This window comes from Mesorhizobium sp. B2-4-3, assembly GCF_006442815.1.
In the GTDB taxonomy this organism is placed as follows: Bacteria; Pseudomonadota; Alphaproteobacteria; order Rhizobiales; family Rhizobiaceae; genus Mesorhizobium.
Genome location: NZ_VFVL01000013.1, coordinates 83,550 through 102,429, shown reverse-complemented (window position 1 = coordinate 102,429; position 18,880 = coordinate 83,550). Strand labels below are relative to the sequence as shown.

The following is an 18,880-nucleotide window of genomic DNA, read 5'->3' as shown; positions in this document are numbered from 1 at the left end:
CGCGCCGATCCACCTTCTCCCACAAGGGGAGAAGGAGAGAAGCGCTAATGCCGGAAATGCCGTACGCCCGTGAACACCATGGCGATGCCGTGCTCGTCGGCGGCGGCGATGACGTCCTCGTCGCGCATCGAGCCGCCAGGCTGGATGACGGCCGTGGCGCCGGCCTCGATCGCCGAGAGAAGGCCGTCGGCGAAGGGGAAGAAGGCGTCGGAGGCAACGACGGAGCCCTTGGTCAGCGGTTCGGCGAGGCCGGCGGCTTCCGCCGCGTCCAGTGCCTTGCGGGCGGCGATGCGCGAGGAATCGACGCGGCTCATCTGGCCGGCGCCGATGCCGACAGTGGCGCCGTCCTTCGCATAAACGATGGCGTTGGATTTGACGTGCTTGGCGACGCGGAAGGCGAATTTGAGGTCGGCCAGCTCGGCCGGCGTCGGGGCACGCTTCGTCACCACCTTGAGCTCGAGGTCGTCGACCACGGCGTTGTCGCGGCTTTGCACCAGCAGCCCGCCGGCGACCGACTTCGCTGTTGTGCCGGCGGCGCGCGGGTCGGGCAGGCCGCCGGTGACCAGCAGGCGCAGGTTCTTCTTCGCGGCGACGATCGCGGCTGCCTCGTCGGTCGCGTCGGGCGCGATGATGACCTCGGTGAAGGTTTTCACGATCTCCTGCGCCGCCTCGGCATCGAGGATGCGGTTCATGGCGACGATGCCGCCAAAGGCCGAAACCGGGTCGCAGGCCAGCGCCTTGGCATAGGCCGCCTTCAACGTCTCACCCTCGGCGACTCCGCAGGGGTTGGCATGCTTGATGATGGCGATCGCCGCCGAGCGGGCGGGATCGAACTCGCCGACCAGCTCGAAAGCCGCGTCGGTGTCGTTGATGTTGTTGTAGGAGAGCTGTTTGCCCTGCAACTGCTTTGCCGTTGCCACGCCCGGCCGCCTGTCGCCCGACAGGTAGAAACCGGCGCCCTGATGCGGGTTCTCGCCATAGCGCATCACCTGGTCGAGACGGCCGCCGAAGGCGCGCCAGGTCGGGTGCTCGATCTGCAGCGCCTCGGCGAACCAGCCGGAGATCGCGGCGTCATAGGTGGCGGTGCGGGCAAAGGCCTTGGCCGCCAGCATCTTGCGGAAGTCGAGCGACAGCGAGCCAAGATTCATCTCCAGCGCGTTGACGACGGACGCATAGTCGGCCGGATCGGTGACGATGGCGACATAGGCGTGGTTCTTGGCCGAGGCGCGGATCATCGCCGGTCCGCCGATGTCGATGTTCTCGACGATCGAGGCATAGCCGGCGCCGGACTGACGGACCTCCTCGAACGGGTAGAGGTTCGAGACGACAAGGTCGATCGGCTCGATGCGATGGTCGCGCATGGCCTTGGCATGCTCGGCGTCGTCGCGGATGCCGAGCAGCGCGCCATGCACCGACGGATGCAAGGTCTTCACCCGGCCGTCCATGATCTCGGGAAAGCCGGTGAGCTCGGAGACGTCGCGGACCGCCAGGCCCGCCTCGGCGATTGCCTTCGCCGTGCCGCCCGTCGAGACCAGCTCGACGCCGGCGGCGGCGAGCGCCCTGGCGAAATCGACCAGGCCCGTCTTGTCGAAGACGGAAAGCAGCGCCCGGCGCACCGGAACAAGGTCGGGCGCCGGAATGTTTTTTGTGGGCACGGCCATGGACGGGCGGCCTTTCGGAGCTGTTGGAAGGGACGTTGGCCGGCCCTAGCATATGAGTCCCGGAAATCAAGTGAGTCTTGGAAATCAAGCGCGCGGCCGGATTGTCCGGAATTCAGTTGTTCTCGGGATAGCCCGCGATATCGGTGCGGGTCAGCTGCCAGTGGACCTCGGCGACCTCCGAGGCCTTGAAGGCGAGCACGATCTGCCGGCTGCGGCGCGGGCCGCTCAGTCCGGCGAAGTAGATCGATTCCTCCACCTCCGGCGCCACTTCGGCGCAGGTGAAGACCCAGGTGTCTCCCTGCGCGGCTGCGAGCGTCAGGCGGTCGTGGTCGTCCTGCAGCAGGCTGATGTCGGGGTGGACGTGGAAGCGCACCGTGACGAAGTCGCGGCCGTTGTTGCGGATCGCGGCATTGCCCGGGCGCAGGAAACGGTCGCGGCCGGCAAGCACGTTGCCGTTTGTGCCGAGCTTCAGCTCGCGCTCATGCAGGAAACCGAATTGCGCGATATAGCCGTCGTGGCGCGCGACGAAGCCTTGCATGCCCTTCTGGTCGAGGCGCTTGCAGGGCACGTGCTGCGGACCGCCGATCAGCGGCGAGCCCAAAAGGTCGCTGACGCGCAGCGAGTGGCTGAAGCGCGCCGACGACGTGTCGTTGATCGTTGCGGTCGAATGCGCGGCGGTGGCACGCGCCAGCGGCCGGAATTCCGGGGCGCCGTAAGTGTCGATGCCGGCATTGACGATGAAGTGCTGGCGCCCGGACGAGAGTTCGAAGGCGAGGCAGCCGGCATGCGCGGCGTTGGAGACATCGACCGGCGGCGGCAGACCGGTGTCGGCAATCACCGTCACGCCGCCCATCGAAAGGCGCTCATAGCCGGAATGCGGCGCGTGCAGCAGCGGTGCGCCCGCCGTGTCGTCATGGCGCATGATGGTGGCGATGCGGTCGTGGATGGTGGCGCCCATGCCGTTGAAGCGGGCCAGGCTGCCGTCCTGGTGGCGGAAGAAGCGCAGCGCCGGCAACATGCGGTCGATGGCGCCGATCAAGGCCGCCGGCGGCGCCTCGGCCTGGTTGGCATAGGTCTGGCGCAGCGGCAGGAGATCGGCGAGCAGCTCCAGAACCGCCATCGGCTTGCGCGAGATGTGGCCGCCATCGGGCAGGATCTGATGCTCGAGCTCCTCGGCCAGGTTGCGTGTCGCGGAACGCAGCGCCGAGGCCGGCGCCGGCAGGGACAGCGCGGCGAAGGCAAGCGCGATGCGTGCGCGCAGCCTGGCCTCGCCATCCGGCATCTCGCGCGCCATCGAGCGCAGATAGCGGATCTGCACGGCAAGCGATTTGAGGAAGGCGCGGTAGAAGGGGAATTCGGCGCCTTGCAGCACCACCGAGGAATGCTGCAGCCAGGCGATCACGCGCTTGGCCGTCGTTCCCGGCTCCCAGGCGACGCCGGAAATCTGGTTGCCGTGCATGGCGATCCAGTCGGTCACCAGCGCTCTGGCATTGGCGGCAGCGAGCTCGGTGCCGGCGGCGCGCATATGGCGCAGCCAGCGGAAGCCATGCAGCGATTTCTGCCAGCCGCGACTTGGCACGTCGAGCTGAAAGGGCGAGGTGCCGCCGGTCTCGACCAGATGGCCGGACAGCGGGTAGCGGCCGTAATAGATCTCCAGCGCGATCTGCGGATCGGCGAGCCGCAGATCCGGCGGGGCGATCAGGACACGTTCAGGTGTGCGGCCGGAATAGCGCCAGCGATAGACCGGGCCGGCGCGCAAACGCCGGCGCGTTTTGCGCCAGAACTCCTTCGCGACAAGCGTCCATAGACGCGTCGTGTTGCCGGCAACAAGTGCCAATAGCCCTCCTGATGTCCCCGTAACCCAAGCACAAGCTTATGCGATTCAAGAACTTATGCGAAGGCGGATTTCGCCGAAGTGAACCAATTCACGCGGCCGCGGCCGGGTCTTCCCTAAAAAAGTCAGGGGTTTCCGGGGCATATCGCCGGCGGCGCGGCGGCTTATGCCCTCCTGTGGCGGCGGCGGAACTCGCTCGGCGAACAATCCTCCCGGCTCCGGAAAAGCCGGGAAAAGTAGAAGGCGTCGACAAAGCCCACGGCCTGCGCCACCGCCTCGACGGGCGAATCGGTCGCCGCCAGCAGCTGCTTGGCGCGGTCGAGGCGGATGCGCAACTGGAACGATTTCGGCGACAGGCCGGTGTGCAGCGCGAACCTGCGCCGCAACGTCGCCGGCGACATGCCGAACCTCGAGGCAAGCGCGTTGAAGTCGATCGGCTCGCAAGCGTGGTCGCGCAAGTCGTCGACGACCTCGCGGAAATCCGGATGGAGGTCGCCGCCGCTTCGGCCCGCTTCCTGCCGGGCAGCCTGCACGACCAGCCGATACAGAGTGGCGGCGGCCTCCGCCTGGCCTAGCGGCGTGTCCGGGGAGAGTTCGGCATGGAGCCGGTCGAACAGAAGGCGCATGCCGCCGAGGTCGGACAAGGGAACGACCGGAGCCTGCTCGACGATGAGCCGCATGCGCGTGAAGTCCCGCGTCAGGGAGCCGCCGAAAAGCGCCCAGCGCTCGCTCCAGCCCGCGCCGTCGGGCCCATAGGAATGGGCCGTGTCCGGGAACAGCCAGAAAAGGCTGGGCGCCACGATCGCCTGCCTGCCGGCGGCCCTGGTTTCCAGCCAGCCCCGGCCTTCTTCCACCAGGACGACGGCGAAGTCCGGCAGCTTTCGCTGGATGATGGCCCGGCTGACGCGATGCCGGCCTGTTCCCCTCATCGACAGCCCGCCCATCGCGGCCGGCGGCGATCGGTACAGCGCATAGGGCGAAGCATGCATGAGCGAAAAGTCCAGGCTGAGATTTCTGTCCATGGGAGATGTAGTGAGACTAAGCCATTGTCCGGGGCAATTGAAGAATGCCGGATGATCGAAATGTCGATATCTTCTCTAGGGGACATTTCCGCGAATGATGCGTCCACGGTCGCCCTGGCGGCCAACGGCAAGGCACTGTCCACGGCGCCGGACAGGCTGGGATATCTCTCGCCGACCGATCCGTCGGTCGGCGTCGAGGCCATTGGCCGTCTCTACGCGACGCAGGGCTATGTCTGGCTGAAGGGGCTCTTGCGGCGCCGCGACGTGATCGATTTCCGCGGTTTCGCGATTTCGTATCTTGCATCAAGCGGGTTGCTGAAACCGGAGACCGATCCTTCGCGGGGCATCGCGTCCACCGGCGCGTTCGATCGTAAGCTCGCCGATCGCCGGCTGATGTCGTTGGTCCGCTCGAGCGCCTATGAAGGCTTTTGTGCGCAGCCTCGCCTGTCACGCCTGATGGATGCGTTTGTCGGAGGCCTGTCCTATCTGCACAAGCGAAAGATCATGCGCTTCACCATGCCCGGGACAACCACCGCCACGCCGGCGCATTACGACCTCGTCTATCTGCGCGGCGGCACAAACCGCGTGGTGACGGCCTGGATCCCGATCGGCGACACGCCCATCGACATGGGCGGGCTGGTCTACCTGGAGGGGTCGCACGCCGTCGGCGCCGCGATGGAGGCTCGCTTCAGCAGCGACAATGCCGGGCTCGACCCGGAGGAGCGCGTCAGCGCCTACAATCGCAATATGAGCGAAGGCGGCTGGGTGTCGAAGGACCTGCCCGCGATGGCGGATCGGTTCGATACGCGCTGGCTCATGGCGGATTACGAGGCGGGCGACGTCGTGCTGCACTCGCCCTACATGATCCATGCCTCCACGACCAACCGGAGCGTCGATGGTCTCATCAGGCTGTCGACGGACATCCGCTACCAGAATGTCGACGACGAAATCGACGCCCGCTGGGGGAAGCACTGGAGCCTCGACGACATGCTTTAAGGCGGGCTGGTATTCAGGTGAGGTGGGAGCATGGACGAGGGTTTCCTGGAACGATCCGCACGTCAGATCTCACCTCTCGTTCCGATGCTGAGCCTCGCGATTGGCCGAAGCCTGCGTGACGTCGTCATCCACGGGCGGAGCGACGCGAAGCGGAGCGCAGACCCGAGGATCCATTCCGTGACCTTCGCCGAAAAGCGTGGCGGAGCAGAATTCCGCACCGTCGCACCGCTTCGAAGTCACGGAATGGATTCTATGGTCTGCGCGCGTCGCTTCGCTCCTTGCTCCGCCATAGAATGACGAGGTTCGAAAGCCTCTGCCAATCGTCGAAGCGTGCGATCGGTTCATGTGAGCACAGCAGACCTTCCGCCATCGGTGCCAGGAAGATCCTATCCAGTCCGCCGCATGCGCGCGGCGAAGAAGCCGTCGAGCCCCGATAGCCCGGGTGATCCGAGCGGAAGGTCCGCGGGCGTGGTGCGCAATGTCCCGTCCGGCGTCAGGAACGGATCGATATCGGCGAACTCTCCCGGTCGGATTGAGTCGGCGGCGATGTCTGGGCTGCCCGTAAGGAAATCGCGATAGAGCTCCTCGCCTTCGATCGGGTCGAGCGAGCAGTTGGAAAAGACGATGCGGCCGCCGGGCCTGACGAGGGTAACGGCATGGGCAAGCAGCCGGCGCTGGAGATCGGCGAGCTTCTCGACATCCGCCATGGTCTTGGTCCACGGCACGTCGGGATGGCGGCGCACCGTGCCGGTCGAGGAGCAGGGCGCGTCGAGCAGCACGGCGTCGAACAATTGCGCCGGCCGGTAATCCAGGAGGTCGGTCTGGACGAGTTCGGCGGTCAGGCCGAGGCGGTCGAGATTCTGCTTCAGCCGCGCCAGCCGGCTCTTCGAGGTGTCGACAGCGGTCACCTCGGCGCCGGCCAGGATAAGCTGCGCCGTCTTGCCGCCGGGCGCGGCGCACAGGTCGGCGACGCGCTGTCCACTTATGTCGCCGAACAGGCGCGCCGGCAGGCTTGCCGCGGCATCCTGCACCCACCATGCACCGTCGGCGAAACCGGGCAGGTCGATGACATTGGCGGAGAGCTTTTCGACACGCACCGTGCCGGTCGGCAGCACGATTCCGCTCAGGCGCTCGGCCCAGAGCGCCGGATCGGCCTTGACGGTGAAGTCGACCGGCGCCTCGTGGCGATGCGCGGCAAGAATGGCGCGTGCCTTGTCGGCTCCGTAGGCGGCGGTCAGGCGCTGCGAAAACCATTGCGGCGCCTCGCTGGTGGCAGCAAGCGCCGGGGCAAGCTCGGCCTCCTTGGCGCGCGCCAGCGAGCGCAGCACGCCGTTGACGAGGCCGGAGAAGCGCAGGGTTCGCGGATCGGACTTGGCGTGGGTCACGGCAAGGTCGACGGCGGCGCTGTCGGGAACATCGAGGAACAGGATCTGCGCGGCGGCGACGTTGAGGATATGCGAGAGCGCGGTGGCATTGGGCGGCAGCGGCTTTTCCAGTCGCTTCGACAGCAGTCCGGCAATGGTCATGCGATGGCGCAGCGCCGTGACCAGGATGGCGCGCACCAGCGCCCGGTCGCGGCTGTCCAGCGCCCTGTATTGCGGATGGCCATGCTCGTTGTCGGTCAAACCGTCGAGCGGCGTGCGGGCATCGATAACGGCGGCAAGCAGGCGCGCCGCCGCCTTGCGCGCGGCAAGGCCGGCAACGTTCTCGTCACCGGCCTGGCGTTGCGGATTGCCCGGCTGTCCGCGCCTCGGTGGCGTCACGACCGGGGACCCTTCGGCCGGACATTGCGCGGCCCGGTCGGGTTGCGGCCCCAGGGATTGGGCTTTGGTGGCGGCGGCTCGGCCTCCTCCGGCGGCGGGTCTGCCGGCTTGCCCCATGGCCCCGCCGGCGGCTCCTCGGGCTGGATGGGTGGCGCAGAAGCTTGGCGCCGATTGGCCGGCGCGGCGCCGTCCGTCGCGCGCGCCATCTCCTGCAGCGCGGCGATGCGGTTCTCGGTGCTAGGGTGGGTCGAGAACAGATTGTCCATGCGCTCGCCATGCAGAGGGTTGATGATGAAAAGATGCGCCATCGCCGGATTGCGCTCGGCATCCTCATTGGGGATCTGTTCGGCGCCGCGCGCGATCTTGTTGAGCGCCGAAGCCAGCCATAGCGGATGGCCGCAGATCTCGGCGCCGCGCCGGTCGGCCTCGTATTCGCGCGTGCGGCTCACCGCCATCTGCACGATCATGGCGGCGAAGGGCGCGACCAGCATGGCGACAAGCACGCCGACAAAGCCGAACGGGTTGTTGTTCTCGCGGCTGCCGCCGAAGAAGAAGGCGAAATTGCCGAGCATCGAGATGGCGCCGGCAAGCGTCGCCACGATCGTCATGGTCAGCGTGTCGCGATGCTGCACATGGGCAAGCTCATGCGCCATCACCGCCGCGACCTCCTCGTGGGAGAGGCGCTCGAGCAGGCCGGTGGACGCCGCCACCGCGGCATTCTCGGGGTTGCGGCCGGTGGCGAAGGCGTTGGGCTGCGGGTTGTCGATCAGATAGGTCTTCGGCATGGGCAGCCCGGCCTGCTTGGCCAGCGCCTGGACGATCGCGTAATATTCCGGCGCGTTCTTCTCGTCGACCTCGACGGCGCGGTTCATCGACAGCACCATCTTGTCGGCGTTCCAATAGCTGAACAGATTCATGCCGGCGGCGATCAGAAGCGCGATGACCATGCCGCCCGAGCCGCCGATCAGATAGCCGACGCCCATGAACAGCGCCGTCATCGCGGCAAGAAGCATGGTGGTGCGAAGCGTGTTCATCGTTTCATCCGTCCGGGGCGATAAAGAATTGGGGTCGATCCTTTCGTGGTCATGGCTATATGATGGGAAAGGCCGGGTCCCGTTTCAATCGGCAGGGAATATCGCATGACTGAACTGACCAACAAGACCGAAACCGCGGGCGAAGGCGACGGCCCGCGAAAGATGCTGACGCCGGCCGCGAGCCGCGCGCTGGCTGAGGCCGAGGCCAGGCGCAGGGAATATCGCGAGGCCGAGGCAAAATTGCCGAAGGAAATCGGCGGCCGCGGCGGTAACGAACCCGGGCGCTACGGTGATTGGGAAGTGAAGGGGCTGGCGAGCGACTTCTGACAAGAACGGGTTCCCGAGCGGAATCTGCCGAATAGTGGTCAGGCGGATTGCATGCGTTGACGATTGGTCGAAGGCCCATCGCTTTGTCATCCTATGGCGGAGCAAGGAGCGAAGCGACGCGCGCAGACCATAGGATCCATTCCGTGACGTCGAGGCGTTGCCACAGTGCAGAATTCTGCGCCGCTGCATTCCTCGGCCAAGGTCACGGAATGGATCCTCGGGTCTGCGCTCCGCTGCGCGTCGCTCCGCCCGTGGATGACGAAGCTCGGAAGCTTCGGCCAATCTCGAAGGTTTGGCGAGGGATCAGGCCGCCGCCCGTGTCGGCGACAACGCGATGAAACCGGTATCGTCCGTCGCAATGGCGATTTCGTCATAGGAACGGATTGCCGGGTGCGGCGTGACGAGCGGGTGGACATGGGTGGCGCTGATCACCATCACCGAGGCGCCGGAAGCCTCGCCCGCCGCTATGCCCGCCGGCGCATCCTCGAAGACCAGGCAGTCGCGCGCCTCGACGCCGAGACGCCTTGCCGCCAGAAGGAAGCAGTCCGGCGCCGGCTTGCCATGGGTCACGTCTTCCGCGGTCACCATCATGGCGGGAACCGGGATGCCGGCCGCCTTGATGCGCAGCAGCGCCAGCTCGCGCGGCGCCGAGGTGACGATCGCCCAGCGCTCTGGCGGCAGCGATTGCAAAAACGCAACGGCGCCGGGGATCGGGACGATGCCTTCGAGGTCATCCGCCTCGGCCTTGAGCAGCAAATCCGCCTCTGCCAGCGGATCGACGCCCGGAAGCTTCAGCGCGGCGATCGTCTCTCTCGCGCGCCTGCCATGGATCGTGGGCAGGAAAGCCGCCACATCGAGGCCATGCCTGTTTGCCCATGCCGTCCACACCCGTTCCGCCGCGGCGATCGAGTTGAGCACCGTGCCGTCCATGTCGAATAGGAAGGCGGCGAATTTTGAGCCTGCAAACATCGGTTGTCCTGGAAAATCGTTTTCGGGGAGGGGCGAAACGCAAAGCGCAGCTTAGACCGGGCAGGACCGCCTGAGAAGGGAACAGGTCAGCGTTGATAGAACGCTGACCTGCCCTCACTCCTTGTTTTACGCAATTGCGGACGGAAGGCTACGGCGAAGTCGCCGAGCCCAACCGCTGCGCACTTTTCCTGAATTGCTCCAGACGCCGCCATTTCGACTCTGCGCCGGAACCAGCTCCGGCTCGCGGCGTTGAACAGGCAGTCTTTCCAAAATCACGAAGGGGGGCATGCGATGCTGATCCGGCTCGGCTATGAAATCGCCATCGAATGCGCGGCGGCGACGCCGATCATCTCGCTTCTCGACATCCATGCCGAACGGCATGCCGACATCAAGCGGCAGACGCGGGTTCTGACCTCGCCCTCGGTGCCGACCCGGACCTATCGCGACCGCCACGGCAATACCTGCCGTCGCTTCACGGCGCCCGCCGGAAGCTTCCGCATCCTCTACGATGCGGCGATCGAGGACAGCGGCGAGACCGACGAAGTCAATACATTGGCGCGCGAAACGCCGGTCGCGGAACTGCCCGACGACGTGCTGGTCTATCTGCTCGGCAGCCGCTACTGCGAGACCGACCACCTCAGCACCGTCGCCTGGCAGCTTTTCGGCCATTTGCCGCTTGGCTGGGCGCGGGTGCAGGCGATCGTCGACTATGTCAACAGCAGGCTTTCCTTCGGCTACGGCTATGCGCGCGCCACGCGCACGGCGGCCCAGGCGCATGAGGAGCGCGTCGGCGTCTGCCGCGACTTCGCGCATCTGGCGATCGCGCTCTGCCGATGCATCAACATTCCGGCCCGCTACGTGAACGGCTATCTCGGCGATATCGGCGTGCCGGCCGATCCGGCACCGATGGACTTCTCGGCCTGGATGGAAGTTTTCCTCGACGGCAAATGGTACACGTTCGATCCGCGCCACAACTGCCCGCGCATCGGCCGCGTCATCATTGCGCGCGGTCGCGACGCCACCGACGTGCCGCTGCTGCACAGTTTCGGTGCGCATCGGCTCAGCCTGTTCAAGGTCTGGACCTACGAGCAGGAAGGCAACCGCTTCAATCCTCCGCATCATGGCATCGATCGGACGGTCAACGCGCAGATGCTCTTTTGATATTCGGGTGATGCCGGCCTGACCTCTATCTCAACAGACCTTGCACTGCGCTGTTTCATGGTTGCCGCTGACCCGCTTCGGCACAGTTCGATTGTGCCGAAGAGAGAACGACCGCGACAGCCTTCGAGATCATGGTAAGCACTTCATGAAGGTCGCTTGGCCGGCGTATTTTCGTTTACTTCCCATTCACTCTAGGATTTGCCGAAAGCCAGCAAAAACAATGGATTAACCTGCCGTTAAGCGTCTTTCGGCGGCCGACGGCCGGGGCTGGCCGAAATCCTGCAGCGCCTTTGTCGTGCGGCACGGTGCCGCAAACAGTGGAGGCGGAAGAGATGCGGCAGTTCAGAGGTGTCGTTCGTGGGGTGGACGGCTTTACCCGCAATCGCGAAGGCAATTTCGCGGTTCTGTTCGGAGCTGCCGCATCGGTCCTCGCGCTGGGGGTGGGATTCGCGGTCAATATCTCGCAGCTCTACAATGCGAGATCGAGCCTGCAGGGCGTCGTCGACGCCGCTGTGACCTCGACGGCCCGCGATCTCACCCTCGGCGTCATCACCGAAGCCGACGCCAACAAGACGGTGCAGGCGTTTCTCGATGCCAACAGCACGGCCGGCATCCTGCAGGCCAACCAGATCGTGCTCGACAAGCTTACGGTCAACAGGACGGCCAATACGGTACAGGCGGACGCGCATGTCGATGTCGGGCTTTATTTTCCGTTCTTCAGCACTGGCGACATGCGCCGCGTGAATGCCTCGACCACGGCGCTCTATTCAGACAAGCAGGTCGAGGTGGCGATGATGCTCGACATAACGGGGTCGATGGCGAAGAAAGGCAAGGTCGACAAGATCGGCGACCTGAAAGCAGCGGCGAGAAACGCCGTCCAGACGATGCTTCAGAACCAGGACCCGAAGAACCCTCGCGTCCGCGTCTCGCTTGTGCCCTATGCATCTGCCGTGAATGCCGGCAAGCTGGCGGAAAATGTCTATGTCGAAAACCAAGGAAGCTCGGACCTGCCTCCCGTTGCCGGCAGCACACTTCTGGTCGCCAAAACGAACAGCAAATTGCTGCCGTCGTTCAGCAACTATGTCTCCATTGTCGGCGCGGCGACGCCTCGTCCCGACAATTGCGCCACGGAGCGCAAGGACAAAAACGGCAATCCGGATTTCAGCGCCGACGGCCCCGACACGGTTCGGACGGACAAGAATGGCAAGAAATATTATGCGCTGGTCAACCGGGACGATCATCTGGGCGGCTCAGGGATGAACAAGTGCCCCACCGCGGCGGTGATCCCGCTGACCGCCGATTCCAGCGCATTGCTCGATTCGATCGACGACTTCCAGGCGGATGGCTACACGGCTGGCGCGATCGCCGTCCAGTGGACCTATTACATGCTGTCCCCGCAGTGGCGTACGGTGATCAAGAATGCCGGCCTGGGCAGCGGCCCCTCGGACAGCAATGCGAAGAAGATTGCCAAGGTCGCGATCCTGATGACCGACGGCCAGTTCAATACCGCCTTCGCCAGCGCGGGGGGCAACTACAATGGCCAAGGCAACCTTGCGCGCGGCAACGCTCAAACTCTGTGCGGCAACATGAAAGATGACGGCATCGAGGTTTTCACCATCGGCTTCGATCTGAACGACAAGGACATGTCGGCAACCGAGCGGGACCAGGCGAAGGCGGTGCTGAAGAATTGTTCGTCGAAGGATACCTCCTCCGCCAACAAGCATTATTTCGAAGCGTCTACTGGAGCGGAGTTGGATGGCGCTTTCCAGGAAATCATCCGCAACACCGAAAAAGTCGCACTGACGCAGTGAGCCACAAAGGAAAAGGCCGCCGCTTCTTGACGAAGCCGGCGGCCTTCCGTGTTTCCGTCCATGACGCGGCTTCTGGCGGCAACCCCATCGGGCTACCTGCCGCGCGTCTCGCGCCTTAACGGGAAGACTGCTTCCCGAAAGTGCAATCCGCTGAGCTCACGTTATGGAAAACGAAATCACTCGACATCGGATCACCTCCTTTCAGTTCGTTGAACACACCCAGATGATGGGGTGCGTCGCGGCAAATGGCAAGGTGCCGCAACGGCATGGCAGGCGGGAAATCCCTGCCCGCGGTGTTTTTGGGCAACAGATCGGGATTGCGCTACGCTGGCCAGTTGGATGACAGTGGCGGCCGGGAGGGGCCGGCATTCGACGCATCCGGAGGTGAGAATGGACGCCGCCGACAAAGCCGTGCGGATCGCACGAACGGTCGTCGAGACGCTGAAACCGGGTTTCGCGGTCAAGCTCTGGACCGGCGAGCGGATCGGGCCGACCAACGGTCCTGTGCTCACCATCAACGACCAGGATATCGTCTGGCAATTGCTTCGCCGGCCGCGCTTCTCGACGCTGGTCGAGATGTGGATATCCAAGACCGTCGATGTCGAGGACGGATCGCTGTTCGATTTCTACGCGCTGCCTTCGCAAGGCAAGCTCAAGACGAAGCTCAGATCGCTGCCGAAGCTGGCGATTTTGCGCGACCTGCCGGCGGTGCTTTTCTCGCGAAGAGAGATGACGGCGCGCAGCGACCTGTCCGGCCGCAATCCTTATGTCAGCGGGTCGAACAAGGAGGCGATCCAGCATCATTACGACATCTCGAACGCCTTCTATCGGCTCTTCCTCGACGAGCGCATGGTCTACAGCTGCGGCTATTTCCACGATTTCGCCAACGGCATCGACCAGGCGCAGGTCGACAAGCTCGACCATATCTGCCGCAAGCTCAGGCTGAAGCCGGGCGAGACGTTGCTCGACATCGGCTGCGGCTGGGGCGCGATGTTGATCCACGCGGCGAAGCATTACGGTGTCGTCGGCCACGGCGTCTCACTGTCGCAAGCCCAGACCGACCTTGCCCGCGAGCGCATCCGCGCCGAAGGGCTGGAGGATCGCATCACCATCGAGATAAAATCCTATGCCGAGCTCTCCGGCAGCTTCGACAAGATATCGTCGATCGGCATGTTCGAGCATCTCGGGCTTGCGAACCACGCCGCCTATTTCTCGACTGTCCACCGCCTGCTGAAGCCCGGCGGCATCTATCTGCATCACGCCATCGCCCGGCGCAGCAAGGGCGACCTGAAGAAGACCCTGCGCAAGGGGCCGGAATACAAGGCATTGATCAAATATATTTTTCCGGGCGGCGAGCTCGACACGATCGGCATGACGCTCGGCAATCTCGAGGCGCATGGTTTTCTGGTCCATGACGTCGAAGGCCTGCGCGAGCACTATGCGCGCACCTGCCGCCTGTGGGCGGAGCGCCTGCACGCACGCTTCGACGAGGCGGTCGCCGAGGTCGGTGAGCCCAAGGCGCGGCTCTGGCTGCTCTATCTCACCGGCTGCTCGATCGCCTTCGAGCGCGGCTCGGCGCAGATTTTCCAGACCGTCGCCACCAGGCGGGCGCGGGGTGCAAGCGGCCTGCCGCCAACGCGTGCGGATCTGTATCGGTAGAAACCGGCCCACTTCAGTCCATCAGGCGCATCGGCGCGCCGATCTCGATCCGCGCCGGCCGGTCGACGGTGCAGTAGACGCCGAGATTGTGAGCGTTGTGGCGTACCAAATTGCGCAGGATGCCGGGATCGGTATCGAAGCCGTCCTGGGCGATGATGGTGAAGCCGCAGCGGCGGCAGGGTTCGGAGACGGTGAGCTCGAGATCGCCGACCGCAAGCTTCCTGCCGATCCATTGCGTCTCCGGAAAGGCGCCTTCGACCGGATCCATGTCGACGACGATGTTGGGCCGGAAGCGGCGCGGATCGGGCGTGCCCTCGGGATGCAGCGCCTTCAGCCGGGACAGCGAGGCGGTGGTGAGCAGATGGATCGGCGCCTTGGCGTAGCGGGCCTCGGTCAGCGGGCCGGCATAGGAGGGCGCCGCGTTCTGCGCGCCGAACGGCCGGATCGAGGCCTCGAAGCCGAGAAAGGCGGATACCGCGCGATCACTTTCAGGATCGGGGGCCGGCAGCCATTCGCCACCGGGCACGGCCACTTCGAGCCGCCATTCCTTGCTCATCGAGGCCTCGCTCAACCGGGTGCGGATCAGCGGCACCTTGTGCCATCTGGCCTCGCGGTCGGGCCTGGCGATCTCGCCGTCCGATGCATCGATCAGTCCGAACAGCCGGTCGCCGTCGACGGTTTTCAGCCCGACGGAGATGGCATCGAGCCGCTCGCCGGCGAGCGAGCTGGCCGGGTAGCGCCAGAGCTGGCTGACGGTGCCGAGGATTGCCTCGCCGGCCATCAGCCCTTCTTGTTCTGCCGGTTGGCGACGAGGTCGTCGACCACGGCTGGATCGGCCAGCGTCGAGGTGTCGCCGAGCGCGCCGAAATCGTCCTCGGCGATCTTGCGCAGGATGCGGCGCATGATCTTGCCCGAACGGGTTTTCGGCAGGCCGGGCGCGAACTGGATCTTGTCGGGCGAAGCAATGGCGCCGATCTCCTTGCGGACATGCGCGATCAGTTCCTTGCGCAGTTCCTCGCTCGGCTCCATGCCCTTCATCAGGGTGACGTAGCTGTAGATGCCCTGGCCCTTGATGTCGTGCGGGTAGCCGACGACGGCGGCTTCCGACACTTTCTCGTGGCTCACCAGCGCCGATTCGACTTCCGCCGTGCCCATGCGGTGGCCGGAGACGTTGATGACGTCGTCGACGCGGCCGGTGATCCAGTAGTAGCCGTCGGCGTCTCGGCGGCAGCCGTCGCCGGTGAAGTACTTGCCCTTGTAGGTCGAGAAATAGGTCTGCACGAAGCGGTCGTGATCGCCATAGACGGTGCGCATCTGACCGGGCCAGGAATCGGTGATGCAGAGATTGCCGTCGGCGGCCCCTTCCAGCACCTTGCCGTCGCCGTCGACCAGTTCCGGCTTGACGCCGAAGAAGGGCCGTGTCGCCGAGCCCGCCTTGAGGTCGGTGGCGCCGGGCAGCGGCGTGATCAGGATGCCGCCGGTCTCGGTCTGCCACCAGGTGTCGACGATCGGCACCTTGGCGTTGCCGACGACGTTGTAATACCACTCCCAGGCTTCCGGATTGATCGGCTCGCCGACCGAGCCCAGCACGCGCAGCGATTTGCGGGATGTCTTCTTCACCGGGTCGTCGCCAGCACCCATCAGCGCGCGCAGCGCCGTCGGCGCGGTGTAGAAGATGTTGACCTGGTGCTTGTCGATGACTTCCCAGAAGCGCGACTGCGAGGGATAGTTCGGCACGCCTTCGAACATCAGCGTCGTGGCGCCGTTGGCCAGGGGCCCGTAGACGATATAGCTGTGGCCCGTGACCCAGCCGACATCGGCGGTGCACCAGTAGATGTCTCCGTCGTGGTAGTCGAAGACATATTGATGCGTCATCGAGACGTAGACGAGATAGCCGGCCGTGGTGTGCATAACGCCCTTCGGCTTGCCGGTCGAGCCGGAGGTGTAGAGGATGAAAAGCGGGTCTTCCGCCTTCATCTTCTCCGGCTTGCAGTCGGCCTTAACGGTCTGCGCCTCGTCGTGGTACCAGACGTCGCGTCCCGGCACCCAGCCGGTCTTGCCGCCGGTGCGGCGCACCACCACGACCTTTTCCACCTTGGTGCCGGCCTTGGCGGCGATGTCGACCGCCTTGTCGGTGTTGTCCTTGAGCGGGATCGGCTTGCCGCCGCGCAGGCCCTCGTCGGCGGTGATGACGATGGTCGACTTGCAGTCGTCGATGCGGCCGGCCAGCGCGTCGGGCGAGAAGCCGCCGAACACGACCGAATGGATCGCGCCGATACGCGTGCAGGCAAGCATCGCATAGGCGGCTTCCGGGATCATCGGCATGTAGATGGTGACGCGGTCGCCCTTCTTGACGCCGTGCTTCTTCAGCACGTTGGCGAAGCGGCAGACATGCGCGTAGAGCTCATTATAGGTGACCTTGCGGTCGTCATAGGGGTTGTCGCCTTCCCAGATGATGGCGGTCTGGTCGCCGCGCTTCTTCAGATGCCGGTCGATGCAATTGTAGGAAACGTTGGTCTGGCCGTCCTCGAACCACTTGATCGAGACCTTGCCGTCGAAGGAGGTGTTCTTGACCTTGGTGAAAGGCTTGAACCAGTCAATGCGCTTGCCGTGCTTGCCCCAGAACTTGTCCGGATTTTTCACGCTGTCGGCATACCATTTGAGGTAGGTGTCGTTGTCGATCAACGCGTTCTTCTTCCACGCCGGCTGGACGCGGTGGACATGCACATCGGACATTTTTCAGCTTTCCTCCAGGACCGTTCCGCCGGCTTGAATCGCCGGCGGCATCGCGGCGAAGCGGCCGCGAATTCGCGGGCATTATTAACAGTTCCGCGGTGACGGCAACATTAGACGTTGGATTCGCGTGGCGGGATGACGCAGGGGCAAGCGCGAAGCGCTGTCAGCACTCGTGGTCAAAGGCTGCTAACCGACTGTTTTTTCGATGGAAAACTTAGGCCTAGTATGCGAAAATCAATAGACAGTTAAGCAACTGGGCGCAGAATCCAGCGTTGGGAGGAAAGGAGATCGACCTCAAGGGGGCTGCGATGCACGACCATTCCGAAATGGACCTGATGCTCAGGGGCTATGGATTGACCACGGCCAAGATTCTCTACCACTTCCCGGACCATCCGCATCTGCTGCAGAGCTATGTCTGGCAGGACTACGACATCGCGCCGCAGTTCCCAGTGCTGATCCGCTTCATCGAGTTCTGGAAGACCAAGCTCGCCGGACCGCTGCATTCGGTCACCTACACGCATCACAAGCTGATCGCGCCGAATGAATGGCGGAAGGTGGATGGGGAATTTCTGGTGCACTGAGGGCAGTAGCGCAGCGTGATTGGCGGAACCACGCCATCGCTTCGTCATCCACGGGCGGAGCAAGGAGCGTAGCGACGCGGCGCAGACCCGAGGATCCATTCCGTGATTTCGACGCGTTGCGACGATCCAGAATTCTGCTCCGTCGCGCTCTAGGGTCGAGGTAACGGAATGGATCCTCGGGTCTTCGCGACGCCGCTTCGCGGCTGCTCCGCCCGTGGATGACGAAGCTCGCAGGGTGCAGCTAGTCGCACACGTTCACGACCGCCCTGATATGGACGGCCGCGACTTAGTCACACCGCTGGCGGGTTCAGCCTGGCGAAGCCTTCCTGGCGCCGATACGGGAAGTAGGGATAGGGCGCGGTCACCGCGCTTGCTTCATCGAGCGCCTTGATCTGCTCGGGCGTCAATGTCCAGCCGACGGCGCCGAGATTCTGCCGCAACTGCTCCTCGTTGCGCGCGCCGATGATCACCGACGATACGGTCGGCCGCTGCAGGAGCCAGTTGATGGCGATTTGCGGAACGGTCTTGCCGGTCTCGGCGGCGATCGCTTCCAGCGCATCGACCACCTTGAAGAGATGCTCGTCCTCGACCGGCGGGCCGAAGCTGGCGGTGTCGTGCAGCCGGCTCTTTTCCGGCAAGGGCTGGCCGCGGCGGATCTTGCCGGTCAGCCGGCCCCAGCCGAGCGGGCTCCACACCAAGGCGCCGACGCCCTGGTCGAGGCCGAGCGGCATCAGCTCCCACTCATAGTCGCGGCCGACCAGCGAATAGTAGACCTGATGCGCGACGTAGCGCGGGTAGCCGTGCTTTTCCGCCAGGCCGAGCGATTTCATCACCTGCCAGCCGGAGAAGTTTGAGACGCCGACATAGCGCAGCTTGCCGGCCCGAACGAGGTCATCCAGCGTCGACAGCACCTCCTCGACCGGCGTCGAGGCGTCGAAGGCGTGAAGCTGGAGCAGGTCGATATAGTCGGTGCCGAGGCGCTTCAGCGCCGCGTCGACGGAGCGGATCAGCCGCGAGCGCGACGAGCCCCAGTCGGCCGGGCCGTCGCCCATCGGCAGGGACGTCTTGGTCGAGATCAGCACCGCGTCGCGGCGACCCTTGATGGCCTCGCCAAGCACCTCTTCCGAGGCTCCGTTCGAATAGACATCGGCCGTGTCGAAGAGATTGACGCCCGCTTCCAGGCAGATGTCGACCAGGCGGCGCGCTTCCTTCGCGTCGCTGTTGCCCCAATGGCCGAAGAGCGGGCCGGAGCCGCCGAAGGTTCCGGCGCCGAAGGAAAGCGCCGGCACTTTCAGGCCGGAGGCGCCGAGAGGTCGATAGTCCATC

The 18,880-nt window shown here is 64.7% G+C and carries 15 protein-coding genes; 6 read left to right on the top strand and 9 right to left on the bottom strand.

What is annotated here, in order from left to right:
• Window positions 1-44: 44 nt before the first annotated feature.
• From purH to FJ956_RS15075, 3 genes are all read right to left on the bottom strand, one after another.
• Window positions 45-1,661 (bottom strand): bifunctional phosphoribosylaminoimidazolecarboxamide formyltransferase/IMP cyclohydrolase, encoded by a 1,617-nt coding sequence (purH, locus tag FJ956_RS15085; protein ID WP_140682348.1) that lies wholly within the window; start codon window positions 1,659-1,661, stop codon window positions 45-47.
• 112 nt (window positions 1,662-1,773) lie between these two features.
• Window positions 1,774-3,498 carry a heparinase II/III family protein gene (locus tag FJ956_RS15080; RefSeq protein WP_140682350.1) on the bottom strand — a complete coding sequence of 575 codons (1,725 nt, stop codon included), beginning with the start codon at window positions 3,496-3,498 and terminating at the stop codon, window positions 1,774-1,776.
• A 161-nt stretch (window positions 3,499-3,659) separates the two neighbouring features.
• On the bottom strand, window positions 3,660-4,484 hold the full coding sequence (locus tag FJ956_RS15075) for an AraC family transcriptional regulator (protein WP_140682352.1): 825 nt from the start codon (window positions 4,482-4,484) through the stop codon (window positions 3,660-3,662).
• 93 nt (window positions 4,485-4,577) lie between these two features.
• On the opposite strand from FJ956_RS15075, the gene FJ956_RS15070 reads away from it, so the two are divergent.
• Window positions 4,578-5,513, top strand: a complete 936-nt coding sequence (locus tag FJ956_RS15070; protein WP_140682354.1) for a phytanoyl-CoA dioxygenase family protein — start codon at window positions 4,578-4,580, stop codon at window positions 5,511-5,513.
• Window positions 5,514-5,899: 386 nt separating this feature from the next.
• Here the strand turns inward: FJ956_RS15070 and FJ956_RS15065 are convergent, their stop codons facing one another.
• Complete coding sequence (locus FJ956_RS15065; protein ID WP_181170344.1) at window positions 5,900-7,276, bottom strand: RsmB/NOP family class I SAM-dependent RNA methyltransferase; 1,377 nt, start codon at window positions 7,274-7,276, stop codon at window positions 5,900-5,902.
• Entirely contained in the window at window positions 7,273-8,310 is a 1,038-nt protein-coding gene (htpX, locus tag FJ956_RS15060; protein WP_140682358.1) for a zinc metalloprotease HtpX, read from the bottom strand. Before htpX ends, FJ956_RS15065 begins: the two co-directional genes overlap by 4 nt.
• A 105-nt stretch (window positions 8,311-8,415) precedes the next feature.
• Between htpX and FJ956_RS15055 the strand changes: the two genes are divergently transcribed.
• Complete coding sequence (locus FJ956_RS15055) at window positions 8,416-8,637, top strand: DUF1674 domain-containing protein (RefSeq protein ID WP_140682360.1); 222 nt, start codon at window positions 8,416-8,418, stop codon at window positions 8,635-8,637.
• A gap of 303 nt (window positions 8,638-8,940) precedes the next feature.
• Here FJ956_RS15055 and FJ956_RS15050 read toward each other — a convergent pair whose 3' ends face one another.
• A complete protein-coding gene (locus FJ956_RS15050) occupies window positions 8,941-9,606 on the bottom strand; it encodes an HAD-IA family hydrolase (protein WP_140682362.1) in 666 nt (221 codons plus the stop codon).
• Between the two features lie 291 nt (window positions 9,607-9,897).
• On the opposite strand from FJ956_RS15050, the gene FJ956_RS15045 reads away from it, so the two are divergent.
• From FJ956_RS15045 to FJ956_RS15035, 3 genes are all read left to right on the top strand, one after another.
• The gene (locus tag FJ956_RS15045) at window positions 9,898-10,767 is read left to right on the top strand and encodes a transglutaminase family protein (RefSeq protein ID WP_140682364.1); all 870 of its coding nucleotides are present in this window, start codon (window positions 9,898-9,900) and stop codon (window positions 10,765-10,767) included.
• Between the two features lie 332 nt (window positions 10,768-11,099).
• A complete protein-coding gene (locus FJ956_RS15040) occupies window positions 11,100-12,578 on the top strand; it encodes a TadE/TadG family type IV pilus assembly protein (protein ID WP_140682366.1) in 1,479 nt (492 codons plus the stop codon).
• Between the two features lie 390 nt (window positions 12,579-12,968).
• Complete coding sequence (locus FJ956_RS15035) at window positions 12,969-14,237, top strand: cyclopropane-fatty-acyl-phospholipid synthase family protein (RefSeq protein WP_140682368.1); 1,269 nt, start codon at window positions 12,969-12,971, stop codon at window positions 14,235-14,237.
• 13 nt (window positions 14,238-14,250) lie between these two features.
• Here FJ956_RS15035 and FJ956_RS15030 read toward each other — a convergent pair whose 3' ends face one another.
• Entirely contained in the window at window positions 14,251-15,018 is a 768-nt protein-coding gene (locus tag FJ956_RS15030) for an MOSC domain-containing protein (RefSeq protein ID WP_140682370.1), read from the bottom strand.
• Window positions 15,018-16,973, bottom strand: coding sequence for an acetate--CoA ligase (gene acs / locus FJ956_RS15025; protein ID WP_140682372.1), 1,956 nt, complete (start codon window positions 16,971-16,973; stop codon window positions 15,018-15,020). Before acs ends, FJ956_RS15030 begins: the two co-directional genes overlap by 1 nt.
• Before the next feature lie 308 nt (window positions 16,974-17,281).
• Between acs and FJ956_RS15020 the strand changes: the two genes are divergently transcribed.
• The gene (locus FJ956_RS15020) at window positions 17,282-17,554 is read left to right on the top strand and encodes an aspartate-semialdehyde dehydrogenase (RefSeq protein WP_140682374.1); all 273 of its coding nucleotides are present in this window, start codon (window positions 17,282-17,284) and stop codon (window positions 17,552-17,554) included.
• A 290-nt stretch (window positions 17,555-17,844) separates the two neighbouring features.
• On the opposite strand, the gene FJ956_RS15015 is transcribed toward FJ956_RS15020, so the two are convergent.
• Window positions 17,845-18,879, bottom strand: coding sequence for an aldo/keto reductase (locus FJ956_RS15015; protein WP_140684930.1), 1,035 nt, complete (start codon window positions 18,877-18,879; stop codon window positions 17,845-17,847).
• Window position 18,880: the final 1 nt, after the last annotated feature.

Coding starts and splice junctions, on each gene's coding strand:
- acs (WP_140682372.1), bottom strand. CDS start 16,973: ATGTCCGATGTGCATGTCCACCGCGTCCAGCCGGCGTGGAAGAAGAAC.
- FJ956_RS15030 (WP_140682370.1), bottom strand. CDS start 15,018: ATGGCCGGCGAGGCAATCCTCGGCACCGTCAGCCAGCTCTGGCGCTAC.
- htpX (WP_140682358.1), bottom strand. CDS start 8,310: ATGAACACGCTTCGCACCACCATGCTTCTTGCCGCGATGACGGCGCTG.
- FJ956_RS15050 (WP_140682362.1), bottom strand. CDS start 9,606: ATGTTTGCAGGCTCAAAATTCGCCGCCTTCCTATTCGACATGGACGGC.
- FJ956_RS15040 (WP_140682366.1), top strand. CDS start 11,100: ATGCGGCAGTTCAGAGGTGTCGTTCGTGGGGTGGACGGCTTTACCCGC.
- FJ956_RS15015 (WP_140684930.1), bottom strand. CDS start 18,879: ATGGACTATCGACCTCTCGGCGCCTCCGGCCTGAAAGTGCCGGCGCTT.
- FJ956_RS15075 (WP_140682352.1), bottom strand. CDS start 4,484: ATGCATGCTTCGCCCTATGCGCTGTACCGATCGCCGCCGGCCGCGATG.
- FJ956_RS15055 (WP_140682360.1), top strand. CDS start 8,416: ATGACTGAACTGACCAACAAGACCGAAACCGCGGGCGAAGGCGACGGC.
- FJ956_RS15045 (WP_140682364.1), top strand. CDS start 9,898: ATGCTGATCCGGCTCGGCTATGAAATCGCCATCGAATGCGCGGCGGCG.
- FJ956_RS15020 (WP_140682374.1), top strand. CDS start 17,282: ATGCACGACCATTCCGAAATGGACCTGATGCTCAGGGGCTATGGATTG.
- purH (WP_140682348.1), bottom strand. CDS start 1,661: ATGGCCGTGCCCACAAAAAACATTCCGGCGCCCGACCTTGTTCCGGTG.
- FJ956_RS15035 (WP_140682368.1), top strand. CDS start 12,969: ATGGACGCCGCCGACAAAGCCGTGCGGATCGCACGAACGGTCGTCGAG.
- FJ956_RS15070 (WP_140682354.1), top strand. CDS start 4,578: ATGTCGATATCTTCTCTAGGGGACATTTCCGCGAATGATGCGTCCACG.